At 48.0% G+C, this 21,428-nt stretch carries 14 protein-coding genes; 10 read left to right on the plus strand and 4 right to left on the minus strand.

The window, feature by feature from the left end:
- The first annotated feature begins 347 nt into the window (after positions 1 to 347).
- From QUA34_RS03160 to pgsA, 8 genes are all read left to right on the plus strand, one after another.
- Positions 348 to 509, plus strand: coding sequence for a hypothetical protein (locus QUA34_RS03160; protein WP_333322171.1), 162 nt, complete (start codon positions 348 to 350; stop codon positions 507 to 509).
- Between the two features lie 232 nt (positions 510 to 741).
- Positions 742 to 5,103: a hypothetical protein gene (locus QUA34_RS03165; protein ID WP_333384071.1), complete on the plus strand. Its 4,362-nt coding sequence runs from the start codon at positions 742 to 744 to the stop codon at positions 5,101 to 5,103.
- Between the two features lie 274 nt (positions 5,104 to 5,377).
- Positions 5,378 to 6,088 carry a sugar transferase gene (locus tag QUA34_RS03170; RefSeq protein ID WP_333384074.1) on the plus strand — a complete coding sequence of 237 codons (711 nt, stop codon included), beginning with the start codon at positions 5,378 to 5,380 and terminating at the stop codon, positions 6,086 to 6,088.
- Positions 6,089 to 6,170: 82 nt separating this feature from the next.
- A complete protein-coding gene (locus QUA34_RS03175; RefSeq protein ID WP_333384077.1) occupies positions 6,171 to 7,016 on the plus strand; it encodes an ADP-ribosylglycohydrolase family protein in 846 nt (281 codons plus the stop codon).
- A 149-nt stretch (positions 7,017 to 7,165) separates the two neighbouring features.
- Complete coding sequence (locus QUA34_RS03180; RefSeq protein ID WP_333384079.1) at positions 7,166 to 7,330, plus strand: hypothetical protein; 165 nt, start codon at positions 7,166 to 7,168, stop codon at positions 7,328 to 7,330.
- 715 nt (positions 7,331 to 8,045) lie between these two features.
- A complete protein-coding gene (locus QUA34_RS03185; protein WP_333384082.1) occupies positions 8,046 to 9,758 on the plus strand; it encodes a pentapeptide repeat-containing protein in 1,713 nt (570 codons plus the stop codon).
- A gap of 320 nt (positions 9,759 to 10,078) precedes the next feature.
- A complete protein-coding gene (locus QUA34_RS03190) occupies positions 10,079 to 11,440 on the plus strand; it encodes a calcium-binding protein (protein ID WP_333384085.1) in 1,362 nt (453 codons plus the stop codon).
- A gap of 485 nt (positions 11,441 to 11,925) precedes the next feature.
- The gene (gene pgsA, locus QUA34_RS03195; protein ID WP_333384089.1) at positions 11,926 to 12,444 is read left to right on the plus strand and encodes a CDP-diacylglycerol--glycerol-3-phosphate 3-phosphatidyltransferase; all 519 of its coding nucleotides are present in this window, start codon (positions 11,926 to 11,928) and stop codon (positions 12,442 to 12,444) included.
- Positions 12,445 to 12,549: 105 nt separating this feature from the next.
- On the opposite strand, the gene QUA34_RS03200 is transcribed toward pgsA, so the two are convergent.
- From QUA34_RS03200 to QUA34_RS03210, 3 genes are all read right to left on the minus strand, one after another.
- On the minus strand, positions 12,550 to 14,295 hold the full coding sequence (locus tag QUA34_RS03200) for a diflavin flavoprotein (RefSeq protein ID WP_333384091.1): 1,746 nt from the start codon (positions 14,293 to 14,295) through the stop codon (positions 12,550 to 12,552).
- Positions 14,288 to 14,917 carry a hypothetical protein gene (locus QUA34_RS03205; RefSeq protein WP_333082706.1) on the minus strand — a complete coding sequence of 210 codons (630 nt, stop codon included), beginning with the start codon at positions 14,915 to 14,917 and terminating at the stop codon, positions 14,288 to 14,290. The genes QUA34_RS03200 and QUA34_RS03205 overlap by 8 nt, the downstream gene beginning before the upstream one ends.
- A gap of 324 nt (positions 14,918 to 15,241) precedes the next feature.
- Positions 15,242 to 16,969, minus strand: a complete 1,728-nt coding sequence (locus tag QUA34_RS03210) for a diflavin flavoprotein (protein ID WP_333384095.1) — start codon at positions 16,967 to 16,969, stop codon at positions 15,242 to 15,244.
- A gap of 238 nt (positions 16,970 to 17,207) precedes the next feature.
- Between QUA34_RS03210 and QUA34_RS03215 the strand changes: the two genes are divergently transcribed.
- On the plus strand, positions 17,208 to 17,438 hold the full coding sequence (locus QUA34_RS03215; protein WP_333322151.1) for a hypothetical protein: 231 nt from the start codon (positions 17,208 to 17,210) through the stop codon (positions 17,436 to 17,438).
- 9 nt (positions 17,439 to 17,447) lie between these two features.
- On the plus strand, positions 17,448 to 17,648 hold the full coding sequence (locus QUA34_RS03220; protein ID WP_333384098.1) for a hypothetical protein: 201 nt from the start codon (positions 17,448 to 17,450) through the stop codon (positions 17,646 to 17,648).
- A 472-nt stretch (positions 17,649 to 18,120) separates the two neighbouring features.
- On the opposite strand, the gene QUA34_RS03225 is transcribed toward QUA34_RS03220, so the two are convergent.
- Positions 18,121 to 20,727: a Calx-beta domain-containing protein gene (locus QUA34_RS03225; RefSeq protein ID WP_333322145.1), complete on the minus strand. Its 2,607-nt coding sequence runs from the start codon at positions 20,725 to 20,727 to the stop codon at positions 18,121 to 18,123.
- Positions 20,728 to 21,428: the final 701 nt, after the last annotated feature.

The following is a 21,428-nucleotide window of genomic DNA, read 5'->3' on the forward strand; positions in this document are numbered from 1 at the left end:
TGTCACTCGGCCCTGCAGTCGAGAACGCAGAATCCACGAGTACCAGCCTGCAAGCACGGTAGACAGATCCCAAGTCCAAACTACCTAGAACCTGGCCAATGTCAGCACGAGCGGCAAAATCCCCAGCCATTGCGAGCCTAAAGACAGGCGCTCTTGGCGAGCCAAACCCACCCACTTCCCAGCAAACTTTTCTGCTACCCCAAGATTATTGTACCATTAGTATCTAGTCATGAAGACAGATAAAAGGCTATAATTAAAGGTTACTCAAATCCAGTATACGGGGACAATCCCGAATCTCGGTATCCCAAATCGCAAATTGTTTGAGGTTTTTTCCAAGTCGGTGAAAAATGAACAGACACTGGCGCGCCACCATGCTAATGAAACTCGCGGTGACAGTGTGCGACCCGCCGTTCAAGCAGGTGAAGGCAAAAGTTCGTCGGGCTCGCAGCTATTCCGAGCAGGAATCAGCCTCCCGGCAGGGAAACTCGCCCCTGAGTCGCAGAATTTGAAAGCACTTGGAATTGATAGAAGCGGGCATTTGGTGCGGAAGTACCGACTAACCTATCATAGGCAATAGAAGCGCTCCGAAGGCAAAAGGTTAATTAACAGTTGTCAGAAAATATTAGTAAATTATTGACGGACTCGCATTCAGATTATTCTATCTATTGGCATCGCTGCCGCCTGACTTCAGTCTTTTGTCGGTAAAGTTTCTCCCAAGCCGCATTCCCAGAGGTTCCGCCCTTGAATTCTCAGAAGTACAAAATTCAAGCACTGATTGCTGAGATAGACGAGGTACTCAGCAAGCCCGCACCCCGCTTGCCTTGGACGGGTTCTCTTGATACTGTCCACCAGCGCCAACTTTTAGAGCGAGTTCGCGCTTATCTGGTTTCCTCAGACTCAAAGCTAACGGCCCCAAAGGCCCCCGCCCGCCCAAATGTCCGCCCGCAACCAGTTCCAGTACCCAAAGTGCCTCTGCCCGCCCCTGGCCCCTCAGCAGCAGAGCAAATCATGCTTGCCGTAACCGGAGAAATCAGCAACCTGCGTTCCAACCTGACAGGGCCGCTCCAAGAAGACATAGAAGCTCTGCGGCAAGAGCAGCAAGCTCTAATTCAAGAAATCAAACAGCTAGAAGCAAAACGGCAGCAGCAACAATCCCTAGCTCAACAACAAGCCAACCAACAGCAAATCATTGCTGAATTCTTGCAGGTACTGACTGCTCGCTTGGAAGAGACCTTGACTAGCGATTTCTCCCAAATTCTAAGTTCCCTAGAAAATCAGTTATTGCAAAGCATCTCAGCACCATACTCTTTGGGCAGTGCGCCTGATGAACAATCGGCTATTGACGTAACACTTAACCGACAAACCTCAGAAGAACACCCGCTGCTGACGCCGGGTCAGAGGTTGGAGCAAATGCAACTTTTCCAATCTCATGCTGACAGTCTGCTGATGAGTCTCGATTCTAGGATGGCTATCGTGTTCGAGGCTTTGCAAGCAAATCTGCAAAGCTATCAAGCTTCCTTGACACAAGAACTCGAAAATATGTACGGTTTGAGCCAGCAGAGCGAGGCGATGTTCGCGGCTTTGGTCAACCACTTAGCTGCACAGTTGGGGCGAGAAGCTTCATCCTACGTTCAACAGCCGATCGATTTAGCAAATAATCTCGAAACCGTCACCCCAACAGCAGCCGATCAATCTCCTGTCGCTCCAGCCCCTTCAAATACTGCGATCGAGCACTCAGCCGCAGAGAGTCAGACGGGAGACTCGGTGCAGGAAATTCGCACCGGTGAATTCGGAGAACAAGACAGATTTCCCTACGCCGGTACAGAAATTTCTCCGCAATTCAGACAGTTGAGGCGCGATCGCGACCGCATTCAAGCCCCAGGTTTGCTCCCGAAGTTGGAAGATAATTTGTTGGGTTCTACCGCCGAAATATCTCGAAATGCAACTCGGTTTACTGGCGGTGAATCGGAGAATAGGCTAACAGAAACCGAAGAAGAGATTGAGGATTTGTATGCAAGTTTGTTTGCGGGAGAAGCGGTTCCTGAAGTAGAATTAGAAATCGAAACTTTCCCGGTAGAAAATAATGTAATTGAGACCAAAAGTGAAGGTGTAGAATATCAAGCTGCGACGGATAAGGAAACTGCCGAATCGCTAAAAATGACCGAAGATTTGTTTGTAAATCTGCTGGATGAAGGCGAATCTCTGGAAGAGACTTTAGTAGATGAAGATTCAGACTTTGTAATGGGGAATTCTGTAGAGTCTCTAACTTTAGATAGTGCAGATTTATTTGAACCGCAAGTGGCAACAGTACCTCAAGTTTCAGAAGCACCACCCTCAACCGCTGAGGTGCAACTTGACGGGGACGATCGAGAAAATCTAGAAACGGGTCAAAACCAAGGCGAGCAGTTCGGCGCTACACTCCCTCAATCACCAGCTTTGCCGTTGAGAACGCCTGGAGAAATTAGCCCTCACCGACCCAGTGCTACCCCCGCTGTGCCAAGTGCCGGTGACGTTCAAACTGGCGAGTTTGACTCATCCTCGCAGCGGCTCGATGATGGGTACATCCAAGCTTCGCCGGACGAGGATTTGCTGCCGGTCGAGGCATTAGAAGATGACCTCGATCGAGCTCTTAATTTGGACAACAATACTCTGGAACTTTTGGAGGCAGACCTCTACAATCTGGAGGGATTGGAAAATACTAGCTTCGGGCGATCAAATTTCTCAGCCGCTAACAGCTTGGATTTATCGGCGAGTTCCCCCGAAGGCATTGCAAACAATCCCTTTGCGGAGGCGGCAGAGGAAGAACTCGGCACGCTGGAGGATTTGTTCTCCGATGTGTTGGAACTCTCCTCTGATGATGAACCTTTTGTTTTGGAAAACGAACTTGAGGATGATTTGTTTGCGGAGGAAGAGGACTCGAATTTGACGCTAGACGAGATTTTGGCTAGTTTAACCGAGACCGATCGACCTTTGACTGATTCTCCCCCTCCAGAAACTGCCGAAACTAACGAACTGCGATCGAGTCCTCCAGAAAGTCAAAAAAAAAACCTAATTTCGACAGAGAGTAAAGCAGCAGTTGTTGAGGGGAAAACTGATTTTAGCGAGTTTGCCGGAACACAGCAGCAAGACTCGGCTGGGCATTCTGCAGCAGGTGCGATCGCCCCATCCCCAGAACGCCGGAATTCTAGCTGGTATTTGGGCATTGATTTCGGTTCCAGCGGCCTGTCTGCGGCTTTGCTCGATCGCACCAGCGGCCAGTTGCACCCAATTTACTGGGAAGCATCGCAGGCTGAGGCTTCCCCAACAGACCCCAGCTTTCGGATTCCCTCGGCTGCGGTGCTGGCGGAAACAGCCCCAGGCAGCCCAGGGTCAGAGGTGACAGTCAAGTCGGTGGGATTCCGACCCCAGGCTTTGGCTGCAGGAGAATTTTTACTGGAAAATTTTAAATTGCCTTTAAAGGTGGGCATTCCTTATCAGCGGGAGGCTGCTGGGATGTACGAACCGCTGTTGCAGTGGTCGCCCTTGCAGGCTTTTTCGATCGCCTTGCCGCTGCAAGCTGTGCGGGCGCTGCTGGCTACTTTGAATCCGAGGAAGCAGGGGCAAAAATTTGCCGAATCCGAGGAAATTTTGGATTCTGCAATGCCGAGGGCGAATTTTGCAGGATTGCCAGTTTCCAATTTAATTTGTAGGGCTTCGGGACTAACGCCAGAAACTCTTGATGCGGCGCTTTTAGACTTGCAGGGTGTAATTTTGGGGACTCCGGCCGGCTGGTCGGATGTTTATATGTTTAATCTGCGGGAGGCGGTTTTGGGCGCGTCTCTGGTGGCTTCTGGTTCGCAAATTTTTGTGGTGGAAGATGCGATCGCCACTTTGCTTGCGGCTGTAAGTCCTGTGAAAAATGGCATGGAAGTCGAGTCGTCAGCCGTGGATTCTGCTAAGGGCACTGAAGAAGCTGCACCGCTGACTGTGAATGCTTCGTCTTTTAGCGGGGGAACTTTGATTTTGAATGCGGGGGCGGCGACGGTGGAATTAGCTTTAGTTGAGTTGCCGTCCAATCTTCAAGATTTAACTCGTGCTGATTTTACTTGCCACAGTTTTGGTTTTGCGGGCGATGCTTTCGATCAGGATATTATCTGTCAGTTGTTGGCTAAAAATGAAACTTGGGGAATGTCGATCGATTTGCCACGTCCTGGCCATCCTGATTTGCCGAGCCGCTATCAATTGCAGCAGCGGTTACAAGGTTCTGCTTTTGGTCTGCAATTGTTAGAAGCGGCAAGGCAAATAAAAGTTATTTTGCAACATCAAAAAAGTTTTGCTTTGGATATTGGTCAGCAGCATTGGGATGTGAAGCGCAAAGATTTGGAAAGTCTGGTTTTAGTGCCTTTTGTGCAGCAGTTGAACCGTGAATTGAATGCTTTGCTCAGCCGCGCGGGAATGTCGCCGGCGGGAATTAATCAGGCGATTTGTGCCGGGGGTATGGGTGCTTGGCCTGCGATCGCCCGCTGGTTGCGGCAGAAGTTGCCGAATGCGATCGTGGTTCAAGACCAGGAATTGCAGGGCGATCGAGATATTTTTGAGATTCACAATTCTGCATTAAATTCTGTATCTCAAAGTACAAATTTTCCCCAAAAAATTGGTCGAGTGGCCTGTGGGTTAGCGAGTTTGGCTCTCTATCCTCAAATTTTGGATGTGTCGCAGCAGCAGTACAGCGACTTTTTTCTGCTGTGGGAATTAATGCAGGTTTTGGGCGGGGAAACTCTGAGCTTTCAGGAAATTTTGCAGTTGTTGGAACGCCAGGGCGTGAATACCCGTACCTGCGAGCCCCGGATTTTGCGGATTTTGGAAGGAAATTTGCCGGCGGGACTTGTGCCTGCGGAGGAAGATTTCATACTGCTGGGCGATAAGTCGAGGCAAAATCCCGATTGGGAAGCAATTTTGGCCGAGCCGCTTTTCTTTGAAGATGTCTCACGGGGTTATCGTTTGAATCTCGAACACGCCTCTGTTGTTCGTGAATATTTAGGCAAACTCGCCTCTAGCAGCCAGCAAAAATTGTTAGAGCCGCTAACACTTGCTTGGGATGTTCGCACCGATATTTATCGCTAAACGGCAAAAAACCCGGTTTCTCAGTAGAATCCTCCCTGTCTTCCGGGAAGAGTCCTAGCCGAAACCAGGTTTTTTTGGGTACTGGACTAACTTTTTTATGTAAATTTACGTAATTTTACATAAAAATTATACGTTTTTAGAAAAACTACATAGAAACTTTATAAAAGTGTGATGGCTTTTTAAAGATTGTGCAAAGCTCAGCACTTCAGGTTCTGCAGATTTGGGATGGCTAATAAGATGGACGTAAGAGATCGTTAAAGTTGAGAGAAATCATATGAAATTTCCGATGGGTGCCTCGTCGAAATCATCATTATCAGAAATGCTGTCCTTATTTTTTCAAGAGTCTACTTACAAAGTCTGTGTATCAAAACAACAGCATCACCGATCCGTAACGAGCAAGGTAAAACGGTCGATCGATATTTTGGGTGCGCTGCTGGGACTGGCAATTGCTGCTGTGGTGGCGGTGCCGGTGGCAGTGGCGATGCTGTTGGACAATCCGGGCCCGCTGCTTTACAGTCAAGTCCGCTGCAGCTTCAAAGGGCGACATTTCAGAATATGGAAATTTCGATCTATGGTTGTCGGTGCAGAAAATCTCAAACATTTAGTTAGCAACCAAGCCAAGGGTCACATTTTTAAGAATGAAAATGACCCGCGAATTACGCGCGTCGGCCGCTTCTTGCGGAGCACGAGTTTGGACGAGTTGCCTCAATTCTGGAATGTGTTAGTTGGCGACATGAGTTTGGTGGGAACTCGACCGCCAACTCCCGATGAAGTTGCTGCCTATGACGAGTTCCACTGGCAGCGTTTAAATGTCAAACCCGGTCTGACTGGGGAGTGGCAAGTCAACGGACGGTCTAGAGTTAAAGACTTTGACGAGATTGTCCGCATGGATCTCGACTATCAGGGCAAGTGGTCTGTTGTCTACGACATCACTCTGATTTGCAAAACAATTTTGGTTGTCTTAAGTAAAAACGGTGCGTGTTAATAGACTTGCTGTTTTGGGGGGTTTTTGGATTTTAAATTTTAGGAAAAATAGGGGATGAAATAGTAGGAAACGGATTAAATATATGTTAATAGAATTAGCGATTGGTGACGCTTACGGTGCTGGTTTTGAATTTGTTGACCAGCAGACGATCGAATTGTACAACAATCTCAACGGTTACATCAAGCATCCCCGCCACGACATCCAGCCTGGATGTTACACAGACGATACGCAGATGAGTTTAGCCGTCGCAGAAGCTATCGTCAGCCGAGAACCTTGGACACCGGAACTTTTAGCCAGCAAATTTGTTGCAGCTTTTCAGCGCGATCGGCGATTTGGTTATGCTGGTAAATTTTACAATTTTTTGCTACAAGTTCAAGACGGAAAAGAATTCTTAGAAAAAATTCACTCCGCTAGCGATAAAAGCGGATCGGCGATGCGAGCCGGGCCGATTGGCATTTTTCCTACTATTGAAAAAGTCATCGAAAATGCTACCATTCAAGCTGCCATTACTCACAACAGTCCTGATGGCATTAATGCAGCTATAGCAGCAGCTTTGATGTCCCATTACTTTATTTATCAGCTAGGTTTAAAGAAAAATTTGGGAAATTTTCTAGAAAGGCACGTCGCTGGTGAGTGGTCGATACCTTGGCAAGGAGAAGTCAGCGTTAAAGGTTTGGTCTGTGTTAGAGCAGCTATTACTGCCGTCATGCGAAATCATAGTATGAGCAAACTGCTCCAAGATTGCATTGCCTTTTCGGGAGATGTCGATACAGTAGCAACTATTGCTTTAGCTGCTGGTTCCTGTAGCAGTGAAATTGCCCAAGACCTGCCAGAAAATCTGGTACAAGGATTAGAAAATCAATCTTACGGTCGAGATTATATCATAGAACTGGATCGAAAGTTAATGAATTGTGCGATCGACTTTTGACTTCTTCCTGAGATAGGTTACATCCGTTAAATTCCTTACACTGTATCGTTGCCAAACTTCTTTCTATTATGAATTTGCCTAATTTGCCTAATTTGATTACTTTTTATAGCTTGCTGGAAGTGCCTTTTGTGCAGTAGTTTAACCGCCAATTGAATACTTGGCTCAGCCGCGCGGGAATGTCGCTAGTGGGGATTAATCAGGCGATTTCTGCGGGGGTTATGGGTGCTTGGTCTGCGATCGATCGCCTGCTGGTTGCGGCAGAGAAGCTGCCGAATGCGATCGTCGTTCAAGACCAGGAATTGCAGGTCGATTGAGATATTTTTTAAATCCACAATTCTCTATTAAATTCTGTATCTTAAATTACAAAAATATCAGAAAAAAAATAGTCTAGTTGCCTGCGGGTTGGGGAGTTTGGCTCTCTATCCTCTAGCAGCAGCAATGCCAAAAATTGTTAGAGCCCCTCACAATTACTTCGGATATTCGCACCGATAGTTATCGGTAAGTATATAGACTTATCTAACCCCATTAGATAAAGATTATAGTCCTGGACGCAACGGTCACACTTAAGTCAATTTGTATGGTGCGTCAGACCTCGTTGTTATTGGTCGATTATCAAGGGTTTCAGGTTTCGGGCAACCCTACCAATTGTGCCAGTTGCGTAAGTTTTGAATAAGAAACAGAATACCCAGAACCCGCAGCACTTACAGCAGAATTCAGGAGTCAAGAGCGTTACCCTGACGAAGGCCATAACAGCGAATAGTCAGAATCAGTTTGTGCTTTTTCAGTAAAAATACTGGATTTTCTTATAAGAAGATATACTTTTGGAGAAGAAATTCACACCATCTTTATAAAAGTATGTTTTTTTTAAAGATTGTGTAAAGAAGAGCCTTTACCGGTTGTGGGAAATTTGGGGCTCTCATAAGATGTAGCCAGATTCAGCTATTAAAAATATTTGAGTCTTTAGTCTCAAGTCCAGACCAATTGCTTCACACTTCAAAATCCGCAATTTTCATTTTCTGGGGACTACAAATGGTAGCGCAAAACTTTAGCAATCAAAACCTGGTAGGCAATAACTTTAGTGGGCAAAATCTGAATGGTTCCACATTCTTTAAAGCGAGACTGGAAAATGTCTTGTTCAGGCGCAACGCTCAAGGTACCCGCACTCAACTCAGAGGTACCAACTTTGAAGAAGCCTTTCTCCTGAATGTAGATGCAACGGATGCGATTTTTGCTGCCAATACCAGCTTTGGACCGGCGAATTTTTATAAAGCGACCTTAGAAAACGTCAATTTCAGTCGCGCCAACCTAACAGGAGTAAATCTCTCCCTGATCAGCACAAAATTCATCAACCTGTCCAACGCCAACCTGACCAATGCCATTCTGCATGAGGCCAATCTCAGCGGCGAACAATCGGATCGACCGAACCTTAGAGGTGCCAACTTTACCGGGGCTGATTTCTACAAAGCGAAGCTGAAAGCGGCTGACTTTACGGGCGCCAATTTGACCAATGGCAAATTCCAAGGTGCTGACCTGGAAGGAACCTTGTTGATCGATGCGAACTTTACCGGCGCTCAATTCGACGCATCGACTAATTTCACAGACATTATCCTCAGCAACACCATCTTTGACCTTGCCAACCTGAGTGAGGTTAATCTGACGGATACCGACCCACCCGATGGATTGACACGGACAACTTCTCGCTTTCGCGGAGCCAATATGGCTGGCTTTAGTGCCGAAGATGTCAATCTGGCTGGTGCTGACTTCAGCCCCCATGCAAATGGTACGCGCACTCAAATGGGCGGTGCTAGTTTCGCAGATTCTGAGTTGAACAACGCGAACCTGACTCAGGTGATTGCAGAAGGCATATCCCTGGACGGTGCTAACTTGAGCAATGCAATCATGGTTGGTGCCGATCTCAGCAACGCCAACCTGGCTGGAGCAATTCTCGTTGACGCTAACCTGACGGGTGGAGTCGAGTTAGACAACGCTCTTATTGAGAAGAGTAATGTGGCTGGAGCCAACTTTACAGGGGCAAACCTGGCAGGCGCTAACCTGAAGGAGGCGGTTGGAGATAACCTGACCAAGTTTAGAAACGCCAATCTGACAGGCGCCAACCTGGAAGTGGGGAGTTTTATCGGTACCGACTTCACCAATGCCAACTTAACTAATGCCAACCTGGGCAAAGCCAACTTCACCGATGCCACCATGGTTGGGGCGAACCTGACCGGGGTCAATGCAGTCGATGTTGTGGGTCTGACGATCGGGACTAGCGGCAACGAGACCCTAACTGGAACCGGCAGCAAAGATAATATCTTCGGGATGGACGGCGATGACTCCATCAATGGCGGTGACGCGGATGATTACCTGGATGGCGGCAGTGGTGCTGATATCCTGACAGGCGGCCCCGGCAATGATGGGTTGTTTGGTGGTGCGGGAAATGACACCCTCACGGGCGGCGGTGGCAGAGATACCATTTACTACCGCAGCGGTCATGGTTCCGATCGCGTGAATGGTTTCACCCTCGGCTCCAGCGGAGACATCCTATCCTTCAGCGGAATTGCAGCGATCGATGTGGTGCAATCTGGCGCGAACACTCAATTGCGATCGGGTAATGGCATTGCTGGCGATGCCGGTTTTGGCACAGGCGCGCTGTTGATGACCCTAGCCAACACTTCGTTTACGGCGGCTAATGTGACCACCAATGTCAGCTCGACCAATCGTCCAATCTTCCAGTTCTCGTAACCTCATATATCAAGTCCGAGCAATTCCCTCCGCTTCGCTGGGTCCCTAATGACAATGCTTTGACAGTAAGGCTTTTCGATATTTCTATTAAGGCGATCGATCGGACATTATCTCAACCGGAGTCTTTGTGATGATTTCTCGCATTTTATTTCTCCTCTCCATGCCTTGGCATCCCCCTTTTCAACGTTGGAAAGGGGGGAAATGGTGAGGATTGCCAGCGGTAACGAAGCACCGAATTCTAGGGTGCACTAATCACTTTTGTGCGATGCCGACAGTTCAAATAACACTACGACACACTTACATAACAACAGGAGAAAATTATGGCTATCAGAAATGGAACTCCAGAACCCGATACCCTGACCGGAACCAATAACGCCGACATAATTCGCGGCTTTGGCAAGGAAGATCTGCTGTATGGCTTAGGCGCTAACGACAGCATCTACGGTGGAGACGACAAAGACACTATGTATGGTGGTGCTGGAGCCGATAGTCTCTTTGGAGAAAACGGCGAAGACGATCTATATGGTGAGGATGGTAACGACTTCCTCTACGGTGGGCTGGAGAAGGACAACCTGTATGGTGGAATCGGAGCCGATCGACTTTTTGGCGATTCAGGCGAAGACTCATTGTATGGCGAGGATGGCAATGACATCCTGTACGGAGGCTCAAATGCCGACGATGCCAACGATGGTAAAGATTTCCTCGATGGTGGGGCTGGAAGAGACCGAGTCTTTGTAGGTTTCGAGGATACAGGGTTTGGTGGTGCTGGCGATGACACCGTGATTGGTGGCTTTACCGATGACAAGATCTACGGCGATGATGAAAAAGGCGAAATTTTTGGCGGAGCAGATTCCCTGGTTGGAGGCGACGGCAACGACACCCTCTACGGAGAAGGCGACAGCTTAGCAGGCGGCGGCAACGATACCCTCGATGGTGGCGTAGGCAATGATACTCTGCTCGGCTATGCCGGAAGTGACTCCCTGTTTGGTGGCGATGGTATTGACTTCCTCGATGGTGGCGATGGCAATGACATTCTCGACGGTGGTGCTGGCACCAGCACTCTGATCGGTGGCGCTGGCTTAGAAACCATCAGGGGTGGTGCTGAAGGCGACTTCATTGACGGCGGAGAGGGGAATGACAACCTCAATGGTCTCGGTGGCAATGACACTATCTATGGCGACTACGGAGTTGCTGAAACACTGGCTGGCGATGACATCCTCAATGGTGGTGCAGGCGATGACTTCCTGGATGCTGGTGCAGGAGTCGATCGCATCATCGGTGGCGCTGGCATTGACCTGCTGTTTGGCGGCGAAGATGCGGAAACTCAAACCGCCCGCGACACGCTAACCGGCGGGGCTGACACCGACTACTTCCAGTTGTTATTCACCGATTTTGTGCCCGAACCAATCGATCCCGGTGAGCCAGTTGTTACTCCTCCTGCTGGTGACTACATCGTTGACTTCGTGAAAGGCACTGACTACTTCTTACTGGAGGGGATTACCTTTGAGCAGCTATCGTTCCAGAACATCTCGCTGACAGTTAACGGGGTTGCTACTCCGAGCACTCGGATCTACGTCACGCCTGAAGCCGGAATTCCGATTTCTCAAGCGGAAACGCTAGCTGTGGTTCAAGGAGTGCGTCAATTTAACGCCTCGCATTTCGTTGAGGAACCACTCATTTAATTAACGGGACTTCAACAAATTTTAAGCCCAAACCAAGCGCAAACTGGCTTTAGACGCGGTAAATAAGTTCATTTTTTCTAGCCACCACCGCACAAATCTATATTCTGTCCCTTGACAGTTTTTATCTCCTGATGTCTCTTTAAAGGCACCAGGACTTTAGTCTTTGACCAGGAATCCGCAGATTCTTTTTCTTCATGCCAATTTCCCTGCCCAGTTTGGCCTTGTCGGTAGCCGCGCTCGCCAAAGATTAGCCTAAGCTAGTGAACTCTGTTTCAGAATTTTTCTAGCCAGTTAAGATCGCCAATCGCGAGTAAAAATCGAATTCGATCGCGCGAGGCGACACAACAAATTGAGCCGATAAATTCTCCAATCTTGTGACAAGTATAATCAGAATGTTGTTTAATTAAGTAAATCCACCTGATTATCAGTCGTGTAAATGTTAAATTAAGGAAAGCCTTGGTAGAGTAGCCCTTAATTTTTGATTTATGAATTTGCCTAATTTGATTACTTTTTCTCGCTTACTGGGAGTGCCTTTTCTGCTCTACGGTTTGTACGACCCAAGCCCGCAAAGCCGCTGGATTTGCACCGCAATTTTTGTGGTAGCTGCGGCTACTGATTGGCTGGACGGCTATTTGGCTAGGAAGCTGAATCAAATTACCGATTTGGGAAAGTTTCTCGATCCTTTGGTGGATAAATTGTTGGTGCTCGCGCCGCTTTTGGTATTGATTGAGTTGGGGAAAATCCCGGCTTGGGGAGTGTTTTTGATTTTTGGTCGGGAGTTGACAATTGCGGGGTGGCGTGTTAATAAAACTACGATTTCGGGAGCTAATATTTGGGGCAAGTTGAAGACGGTGAGTCAGATTGTGGCGATCGCACTTTTAATTGCTCCTCTGTCTGAAGCGTGGAATTTTTCGGCATTAATTGCTTTTTGGGTTTCTGTAACTTTAACTTTGATTTCTGGCGCTATTTATCTGTGGCCGGAACAGGAAATAAAAGAAAAGTAAGGGAGTTTTATATATTATGAAACACGCGCTTTCCCCGAGTCCGGCAGGGGTTTAAACCCCCGGCGGACTTGTGGAAAAGCGAGGATTTATCAAGATTACTTCCCCTTAATAATGACTCCCAGATTTCCGGTAGTGCACCGCTGTCACCCCATCATTTTGCAGCAAATGACCGTTTTCAATCGCTGCATAAACTACCCAGTGATCGCCGCATTCCATCCGACTTATTACCTCGCATTCCAAATAAGCTAAAGCATCAGTCAAAACCGGACAGCCGTTGCTAGCTTCCATTGTTTCGACTCCGGCAAATCTGTCTTCTCCGGGAGCAAAGTTTTTCATGAAATTCTTCCGCAACTGTCGCCCTTCGGCTAAGATATTCAGCACAAATTTATCTCCGGCGTACATCAAAGCTTCGATCGATCGATCTTTCGCCACCGCAATCGTCACACCGGGCGGATTAAAAGTTGCTTGCGACACCCACGAAGCCAGCATCGCACTGCTAACCTCCCCCCGCTTCGCCGAGAGTACACACAGCGAACCAACCAATCTCCCTACTGCTTGTTCAGTGCGATCGCTCCCTGCTGCTAACTGCGGTTTCGGTGCCCGCAATTTTTGCGATCGAATCAAAGCTTGAGCAAAATCCGTTCCCGCTTCTTTGCACTCGTGAATTGTGGCCGCCGTCGGCTTAAATTTAGCTCGAATCGGCTCAAATCCAATTCGATACCCAGCATCTTTCAGCTTATTTTCCACTAAGTCGATCGCCTCTCCACTCCAGCCAAAAGAACCGAAAACCCCCGCTAATTTGCTCTTAGTTGCGGTAGATAAAACAATCCCCAAAGCAGTTTGAATTTGCGTCGGAGCGTGTCCTGCTAGCGTGGGAGTTCCGATGATAAATCCCGCGCATTTTTCGATCGCCTCTTGAATTTCTCCCGGTTCGGCAAATTCGCAGTTAATACTTTCCACCGCAACGCCGGCTTTCGTAATTCCTTTGGCGATCGCCTGCGCTAAAGTAGCCGTATTTCCGTAAGCAGAAGCATAAATCAAAGCAACTGTCAAGTCTTTTGAATTTTGTTGCTGGCTCCATTCCCGATACAAATTGCTCAGTTCATTAAGGCCGTAACGGACGATCGGGCCGTGACCGGGAGCATAAAATGCTGCTGGTAAATCGGCGAATTTATCCATTGCCGTCAGCACTTGTTTTGCCTGAGATGCGTGCAGAGAATCGTAATAATAGCGCCGATCTTCGCTGTAAACGCTCCAGCCTTCATCGAATACTTGGTCGCCGCAAACGTGAGCTCCAAATAGTTTGTCCGTGAACACGATTCGAGTGTGCGGATCGTAGGTGCAAAGTTGGTCAGGCCAGCGGGGAGTCGGAGTCGCAATGAATTTTAAGGCGTGACCTTTTCCTAAGTTGAGAGTTTCTTCTCCCCGAACGATCATAATGTTTAATTCTTGGTCTGGAAAAGCGGCTCGCAAACTAATTGCGGCGGGATTCGTGCAAACCAAAGCTACTTCAGGAGCTAATTCTAACAGAGCTTTAATCGTAGTTGCTCTGTTAGCATTGAAATGCCCCAAAATTATGTAATCCAGCTTTGTCAAGTCCACCCGTTGCTGCAAAAATTCCAGGTAATTTTCAGTAAAAGATTCCCCCGGCGGGTCGAACAAAGCAGTTTTGTCAGCTTGAATAATATAGCTATTTGCTGTCGTACCCTTTTGCAGCGAATACTCGACTTCAAATTTGAGTCTGTCCCAAGTGCGCGATCGCACAATAAAAGTATCGAGTGCGATCGGGATAAACTGCACGTCGCGGGGTTTGGCATCGGATGCGAGTCTAGGAGTCAAAGTGTTAGTCATTAATTGCACCTATGAGAAACTGAACTACAGAACTTCTTTTGATTTCGTGCCAAAACTTGGTATCTACAATGTCAAACCTTGCACCTCGACCCTGTAAATTGGTATCCAGGTCAATCAGAAATTCCCTGGTTGTCAAATCATCCCCAATTTGGATAAAGCTCACTCCAATTTCTTCATCTTTATCTATGGTATTGGCCGCACTTACAAGAATTTCGGCAACAGCAGCAGTATTTTCTGGTTTTTGATCTAGGACTGCAACAATTATTGCTCCGTTCTTCCCTTTGGCATTTGGTTTGCTTGCGAAATAATCACTAAAAGTTGCTTTCAGAGCTTCTTCCAAATTAATTGCAGTCGGGTTTTCTGAATCCGGTTCCGTATTTTGTCGCTGCAAAATTTGAGCTAACCGGGCAACATTTGAATTTTTATACTTCCACATAGGAGTAGAAGCTTCGTAAAGGGTGATGCCGTCGCTGTCAAATTCCTGACATTTTTTTGCTAAGTCGATCAGAGATGCCTGTGCTTCTACCCAATCCTCGTACCAAGGATGGTGAGGGTCTCTGCTGGCATCGCTTCTGGCAATAATAATTGTGTAATCTCGGTCTTCTAAAAGATTGGCAGGCATTGGCAATTCCCCTATTAAAATGGAGTCTAAATGACAACGGTTTGCCCGGTTTGCTGCTTGTGGCGCACCCAACACCCTGAACCTGGTAAGGTGCGCCACAAGCACCCAAAGTTGAGAGTTTTTGGCTAGCCAGTTGTGTCCTGGACTGTAATTGTAGGGTGCGTCAGTAGATAGTCGATGATGAAGTCGAATAAAACATCGGCTGACGCACCTTACTAATATGTTGGGGGTGTGTTGACTCAGACAGTCGATCAATATATCGTTGGATTTCCCTCTTGCTTCTGACAACTGACAACAGTCAACTGACAACCCTCAACTGAATTCCTAATAATGATTTCCGACTTTTCGGTGGTGAACTGCAGGCAGTGCATCGGGATTGGAGACGCGGCCACTATCGACGATCGCATATACGATATGATGATCCGAAAGTTCCATCCGGCTGACTACTTCGCATTCCATGTACGCCAAAGCATCTGTCAAAATCGGAGAACCGTTGGTTGCTGGTTGAGTTTTAACTCCGGCAAATCGATCTGCACCAGGAGCAAAACGCTTTAAAAAGTGCCTCATCAAAGTTTGATAATTGCCTTCTTCGAGCACGTTGAGAACAAATTTATCTCCCGCGTGCATCATCGATTCGATAGCCCGATCCTTCGCAACTGCTATTGTTAAACCTAGCGGTTTAAAGCTAGCTTGAGTTACCCAAGAAGCCAGCATCGCACCGCTAACATCGCCTTTTTGGGCGGTGATGATGTACAGTCCGCCGCTGATTCGTCCCAAAGCTTTATCGAGGTCGCTGTCGAGGGATTTCATCTGTTTGACAGCCTTGTCCCGCGTCAGCCACTGTCCCAAGTCGGTGCCTGCTTCGTCGCAAAGTTGATAACTAGCTTCTGTCGGTGATTCTTTAATTAAAATGTTGGGAAATGCTTCTTTTAAACCCAACTCTTTGAACTTGTTTCGCAGCGGGTAAATCGATGCGTCATCGCCACCGCCGGATTCGCACAAACCGAAAGATTGTTTGTTGTTAGCCGCAACTAAAATTGTGTTGATAGCAGCTTCGGCATTCGCAGCAGCCGTACCACTACTCGGCGGCGAACAAATCACGATACCGGCGGCGGTACCAACAAGTTCGCGGACTTCTTGCAAGTCGGCGATTCTCAAATCCATCATTTCCACAGCGACACCGGTTTTGGTGATACCGTGGGCGATCGCTTGGCTGAGTCGATCACTCCATCCGTAGTCGGAGGTGTAAAATACCGCTACAGTGGTTTCTGCCTTAGCTTGCGCTTGGCTCCACTTTTTGTAGCGTCCGGTAAGTTCAACTACGTTGTGTCGCAGCAAGGGGCCGTGACCGGTCGCAACTGTACTGATTTCTCCCAACTCTGCCATCCGCTTCATCGCACTGAGTACCGATCGAGCATTGGGAGCCATCAAACACTCATAATAAAAGTGGTAATCTTCCTCAACTGCTGCTAAATCGTCATCGAAGGTGCTGTCGGAACAGTAGTGCATCCCGAAAGCATCGCAGGTGAACAGCACTTGAGTTTTGCTGTCGTAGCTGAAAATAGTATCGGGCCAGTGCAAGTTCGGCGCCGATACAAATTCGATAATGTGGCCGTTTCCTAAATCTAGTTTGTCCCCGTTTTTGACTACCAATCGCTCAAATGGTTGGTGTACAAGGTTTTCTAAAAATTGAATTGCTACTTTTGCCCCCACGACAATGGCTTGGGGTGCCAACGCCAGCACGTCTTTGACTAAACCGCTGTGGTCTGGTTCGGTGTGGCTGATAATTAAATAGTCAATCTCTTTGGGGTCAATTTCGCCCGTCAGAGTTTCCATGTATTGCTGGCGAAACTTCTCGTGCGAGGTATCGACGAGGGCTGTTTTTTCACCGCGAATGATGAATGAGTTGTAAGTTGTACCGTTTTTGAGTCCGAATTCGATGTCAAAGCGGTCTCTATCCCAGTCCAGGCATCGAATTGCCGTTGTATCAGAGGCAATTTCGACTTTTTCCACCGTCAATCTGCGTTGGACTCGTTCAGTCAGCGCTACCATCAGTGCCTCCTTGTCTGTTACCCATTACCTTATTGTCTTCATTCTGACACGTTTTTTTTGTAAATCTTTATAAATTTTCTTATGAGGCTGTTAAGTATCCCAAAAGTTATGGCATAAGGCAGTTCGGCAACGCGCACTGAATCGGGATTTAACGGATTTGAGGAAGAAGGAAAATTCAATAAAATCAATTTTGGATCTATAAACAGTTGACAATAAACTTATCTCTGTGGTAATAAAAATGAGTTCAATCGGTTGGGCGATCGCCACTTTAGAAGAATATCACTCAAATGCGATTCTCGATCGCGCGGCGATTTGGATTAGGGACAATAACTCGGCATTTAAGTCAACCTTATCAAACGTCAAATGCGATCGCGTTCTCTTATTCCAGATTTCTTTAAAAAGTCGGGGATTTGGGGATAATGATAGAAGAAAAAAATTTCCAATCCGTAATCAAAAATCTACTTATTGATGTAAAGCTATGTCTGAAACTTCCTTTGATAAAACTAATTTTGGTGGGCAATTAGGACACGGGCAACAGGGATTGCAGGAGTGGTGGGAACTAGAAACTGCCCCAAATATACCGACTGTGAAATTGCCATCTTGGTTTGATTCCCCATCTTGGGCAGGGGTGTTTCATTCTCTTGTAGGGGCAGCCCCCCGTGGCTGCCCCCATGTCTAAAACGCCTGTGAAATCGTCTGTGGGGGGGTAGGCTCGTGGGGGTAGGCACGGGGGCACTACCCCTACAGAGTCAAAATTGCGATTTTCGTGAGAATGAAACCGCCCTGATTGTTGTCGGCTCTGAACCACCAAACAAGCTGGAATCCTGTAACCCGATACCACCTCTGTTGAGACCACCACCAATAGTAGCGTTGGTGATATCGTTGTTCTCAATATCGGTATGGCCACCTGGCAACCGAATCCCATCTTGCCTGACATTGCTAACTTTGTTATTGTCGATCGTACTAGCCAAACGAAAGTCAGTAATTGAATAATCACCGACAATGCTCGCTGCACTTAACCTAGCGAAGATTTTACCCGCGTACCTCACTTTTTTGAAAAAAGCTGTAGTGAGGAGCCAGACTGATAAAAAGCATTTAACTACGTGCCGGACATATTAGTAGAGCAAGGATTGCTCGCCCTACTAATAGCCTTAGATGAGAGTGATACTTGTTGCCGCTGTACTGCCGAAACTGTAGCCCGCAGTGGGGTTAGCAAGACCTAAGCGCACAATCCCATTATTGGTACTAAATGGGTTGTCTTGAAGAGCAAAGGTTTGGCTGAGTTGGCCGTCGGCGAAGGACAACGTGCCACCAGTGGCGCCGCCCGGGTTAAGCAGGTAGTCGGTACCATATACAGGTGCAGGGCCGGCGCCTGGAGTCCCCGCCAGAATAATATAATCAATCGATGCTGCACCTAAGCCGCTTGAGCGGGTAACTGTAACCGTTGTGCCGCCCCCCTGAGCGCCGATCGAGCCGTAATTAGACGCACTATACTGGAAGACATTGCCAGATGCACTGCTGCTACCGTCAATAATGTCTAGTCTTGCTGTTGACGGAGTGCCGACGGGACCGTTGTTGAGATATAGGTTAACACTCTCAGTCATTTCAGGCACAGTATCAGCATTGACAAAGATGTTGAACGTCGTGGAAGTTACCCCAGGGCCAAAGGTGAGTACACCAGCAGTAGACGCATAATCAGCCGCAGTTCCTCCAGTTGATAGGGCGCTGCCGTCAAGAGTACTGTAGCTAATGGTTCCGGCAGCCGTAGTGGGGCCGATGCGATTGACTGTCACCGTAGCAAAGCCAGATGATTCCGGAGTGGTGAAAGTAGCCGCACTAAAAACAAACTGGCTTGCTGTTGATGTTGCTGGAGTGGGCGTCGGAGTTACCGTTGTCCCAGTTGGCGGCACATCATTAATCGTCAAAATTGACGGACCACTGCCGACATTGCCACCGAAGAGCACCAAATTCACCGTTTCCGGCGATGATTCCACATTCAAATCAGTCAAAGCCGTCACGGTGAAACTAGCGGTAGTTTGCCCCGCAGCAAAATTCAACACCCCTGTCGCCGGAGTGTAATCGCCGGCAGTGCCTGCTGAACTTGCCGAACCGTCAAGAGTCTGGTAGTTAATCGATCCAGCCGCCGTGCCACCGGTGCGAGTAACGTTAATCGTCGCCACGCCGCCTTCAGCCACCGTGTAATTTGGTTGCTGGAACTGGAAGATACTTGGAGAGGTCGGAGTTGGGGTCGGAGTTACCGTTGTCCCAGTTGGCGGCACATCACTAATCGTCAAAATTGACGGACTACTGCCGACATTGCCACCGAAGAGCACCAAATTCACCGTTTCCGGCGATGATTCCACATTCAAATCAGTCAAAGCCGTCACGGTGAAACTAGCGGTTGTTTGCCCCGCAGCAAAATTCAACACCCCTGTCGCGCTAGTGTAATCCGCTGCTGTGCCTGCTGAACTTGCCGAACCGTCAAGAGTAGAGTAGTTAATCGATGCAGCATCCGTGCCACCAGTACGAGTAACGTTAATCGTCGCCACCCCACCTTCAGCCACCGTGTAATTTGGTTGCTGGAACTGGAAGATACTTGGAGTTGTCGCCGTCGGCGTCGGAGTTGTCCCCGGAGTTGGCGGCACATCACTAATCGTCAAAATTGACGGACTACTGCCGACATTGCCACCGAAGAGCACCAAATTCACCGTTTCCGGCGATTCCACATTCAAATCAGTCAAAGCCGGCACGGTGAAACTAGCGGTTGTTTGCCCCGCAGCAAAATTCAACACCCCCGCCGCCGAAGTGTAATCTGCTGCTGTGCCTGCTGAACTTGCCGAACCGTCAAGAGTAGTGTAGCTAATCGATGCAGCCGCCGTGCCACCGGTGCGAGTAACGTTAATCGTAGCCACGCCGCCTTCAGCCACCGTGTAATTTGGTTGGGCGAACTGGAAGAGACTTGGAGATGTCGGCGTCGGCGTCGGAGTTGGCGTCGGCGTCGGCGTTGGCGTCACATCAAAGCCTTGATATTGAATACTCCGCACTAGGTAGTCGGAACTATCGGTTTTAGTGGAGGCAGCGAGGTAGGCAGCGGTGGGGTTCGCGTAGGCTGTGGCGGAGAACCGCAGTTCGTCAAAAGTAATGCCGGTGAGAGAGTCTCCTACTATCTGGAATGTGAAATTGCCATCGGTACGATCGCCAGTGAAAGTAACTCCATCTGAAGACACACCGAGCGGTTTTGGAGTGCCAGGAGCGCTGAGGCGAGTGATCGTAAAATTGCTGGCCGATACCCGCGCCCCATCCTTAAAGAGTTGCAGCGAACCAACTTCATCGCCTTGATCGTCGGCTGTAGTAGAACTTGATTTGGGAAATAATCCACTGAGGCCGATCGTGGCGCTAGTGATGTCTTTGTTATCTGCCCATTTCACCTTCAGCGTCTGAGATAGATTGGTGTTGGGGTCATAGTTGATTTCCGCCCGACTTTTAGTGGGGTCGGTAAACCAACCACTATAAGAGCCTAGGACACCAATACCAGCCGGAGCGCCGTAGCTCAACCCGCTTTTAGGGGTTTCGTTCGTTGCTAACGTGAGGTTGGCGATGGGTTCAGGGCTAGTGTAGTTCGTTTCAAAGCCATCAAAAGCTATCCCAGACAGTTGGATGCCTTGATTCTTGGCGGCAGTAGGCCATTGTGTAATTAGGTCACTGATGCTGCTGTAATTAGTGGTTGTACCCAAAGAACCAGTGAATGAAGTAGCCATAGCTTCTCCTTTGATGATGAGTAATTAAGGATTAGAAGTCACTGAAAACCAGAGGTTGGGCTTTCTTGTAGCGATCTGTTACTGCAAGAAACATTTCCTCATACGTGTAGGTAAATCAAGTAAAAATGCTTGCCCAATAAGCATCTGAAGGTATTATTGCCCCTGATCGAAGGTTGAGTGTAAATAATTACACCTACTTACACATATTTACTTAGGTATGTTTAACTTTCATCATCAATAAGTTTTATCCGGAAAAATTGCGATCTTTTTTTCAGACCTATAAAAAGCGGGTTTTCCACATCTGTAGAGGAGAGCTGAAATCCCACATTCCGGCCCCCCAAGAGGCAGCGTTCACTGCTTCAGCGGACAAAAGTGCATCAGGAGAGACAATCATGAGTAAAAATACTTAGAGTTTTATATGTCTAAGCATCACCCAGTTGGGAATTTGTGAAAATTGAGGTTCGGGTGTAAGTTAAATGTGATTCCCTTAAAAATGCGTTAGCGAAGCTGGCCGTAGGCATCGCTAAAAAACCAAGTTTATTGGTGATCCGTAATGTGATTTACGATCGCCCTCAAGATGTCAAATGGGTTCTCTACTACTGCCAGAGTGACAAAACACGGTTAATATCAGGTTCGGATAATTAGTTATAATTAAGGGCAGCCGATTCACAGGGACGCCAAACCCCCTATGCCAAAAAAAG

The sequence above is a fragment of the Microcoleus sp. POL10_C6 genome, assembly GCF_036701585.1.
GTDB lineage: Bacteria > Cyanobacteriota > Cyanobacteriia > Cyanobacteriales > Microcoleaceae > Microcoleus.

Bases quoted from the DNA above. Each gene is read 5' to 3' on its own strand.
- QUA34_RS03160 (WP_333322171.1), top strand. From the start codon at position 348: ATGAACAGACACTGGCGCGCCACCATGCTAATGAAACTCGCGGTGACA.
- QUA34_RS03170 (WP_333384074.1), top strand. From the start codon at position 5,378: ATGAAATTTCCGATGGGTGCCTCGTCGAAATCATCATTATCAGAAATG.
- QUA34_RS03175 (WP_333384077.1), top strand. From the start codon at position 6,171: ATGTTAATAGAATTAGCGATTGGTGACGCTTACGGTGCTGGTTTTGAA.
- QUA34_RS03185 (WP_333384082.1), top strand. From the start codon at position 8,046: ATGGTAGCGCAAAACTTTAGCAATCAAAACCTGGTAGGCAATAACTTT.
- QUA34_RS03190 (WP_333384085.1), top strand. From the start codon at position 10,079: ATGGCTATCAGAAATGGAACTCCAGAACCCGATACCCTGACCGGAACC.
- pgsA (WP_333384089.1), top strand. From the start codon at position 11,926: ATGAATTTGCCTAATTTGATTACTTTTTCTCGCTTACTGGGAGTGCCT.
- QUA34_RS03200 (WP_333384091.1), bottom strand. From the start codon at position 14,295: ATGACTAACACTTTGACTCCTAGACTCGCATCCGATGCCAAACCCCGC.
- QUA34_RS03205 (WP_333082706.1), bottom strand. From the start codon at position 14,917: ATGCCTGCCAATCTTTTAGAAGACCGAGATTACACAATTATTATTGCC.
- QUA34_RS03210 (WP_333384095.1), bottom strand. From the start codon at position 16,969: ATGGTAGCGCTGACTGAACGAGTCCAACGCAGATTGACGGTGGAAAAA.
- QUA34_RS03215 (WP_333322151.1), top strand. From the start codon at position 17,208: ATGAGTTCAATCGGTTGGGCGATCGCCACTTTAGAAGAATATCACTCA.
- QUA34_RS03220 (WP_333384098.1), top strand. From the start codon at position 17,448: ATGTCTGAAACTTCCTTTGATAAAACTAATTTTGGTGGGCAATTAGGA.
- QUA34_RS03225 (WP_333322145.1), bottom strand. From the start codon at position 20,727: ATGGCTACTTCATTCACTGGTTCTTTGGGTACAACCACTAATTACAGC.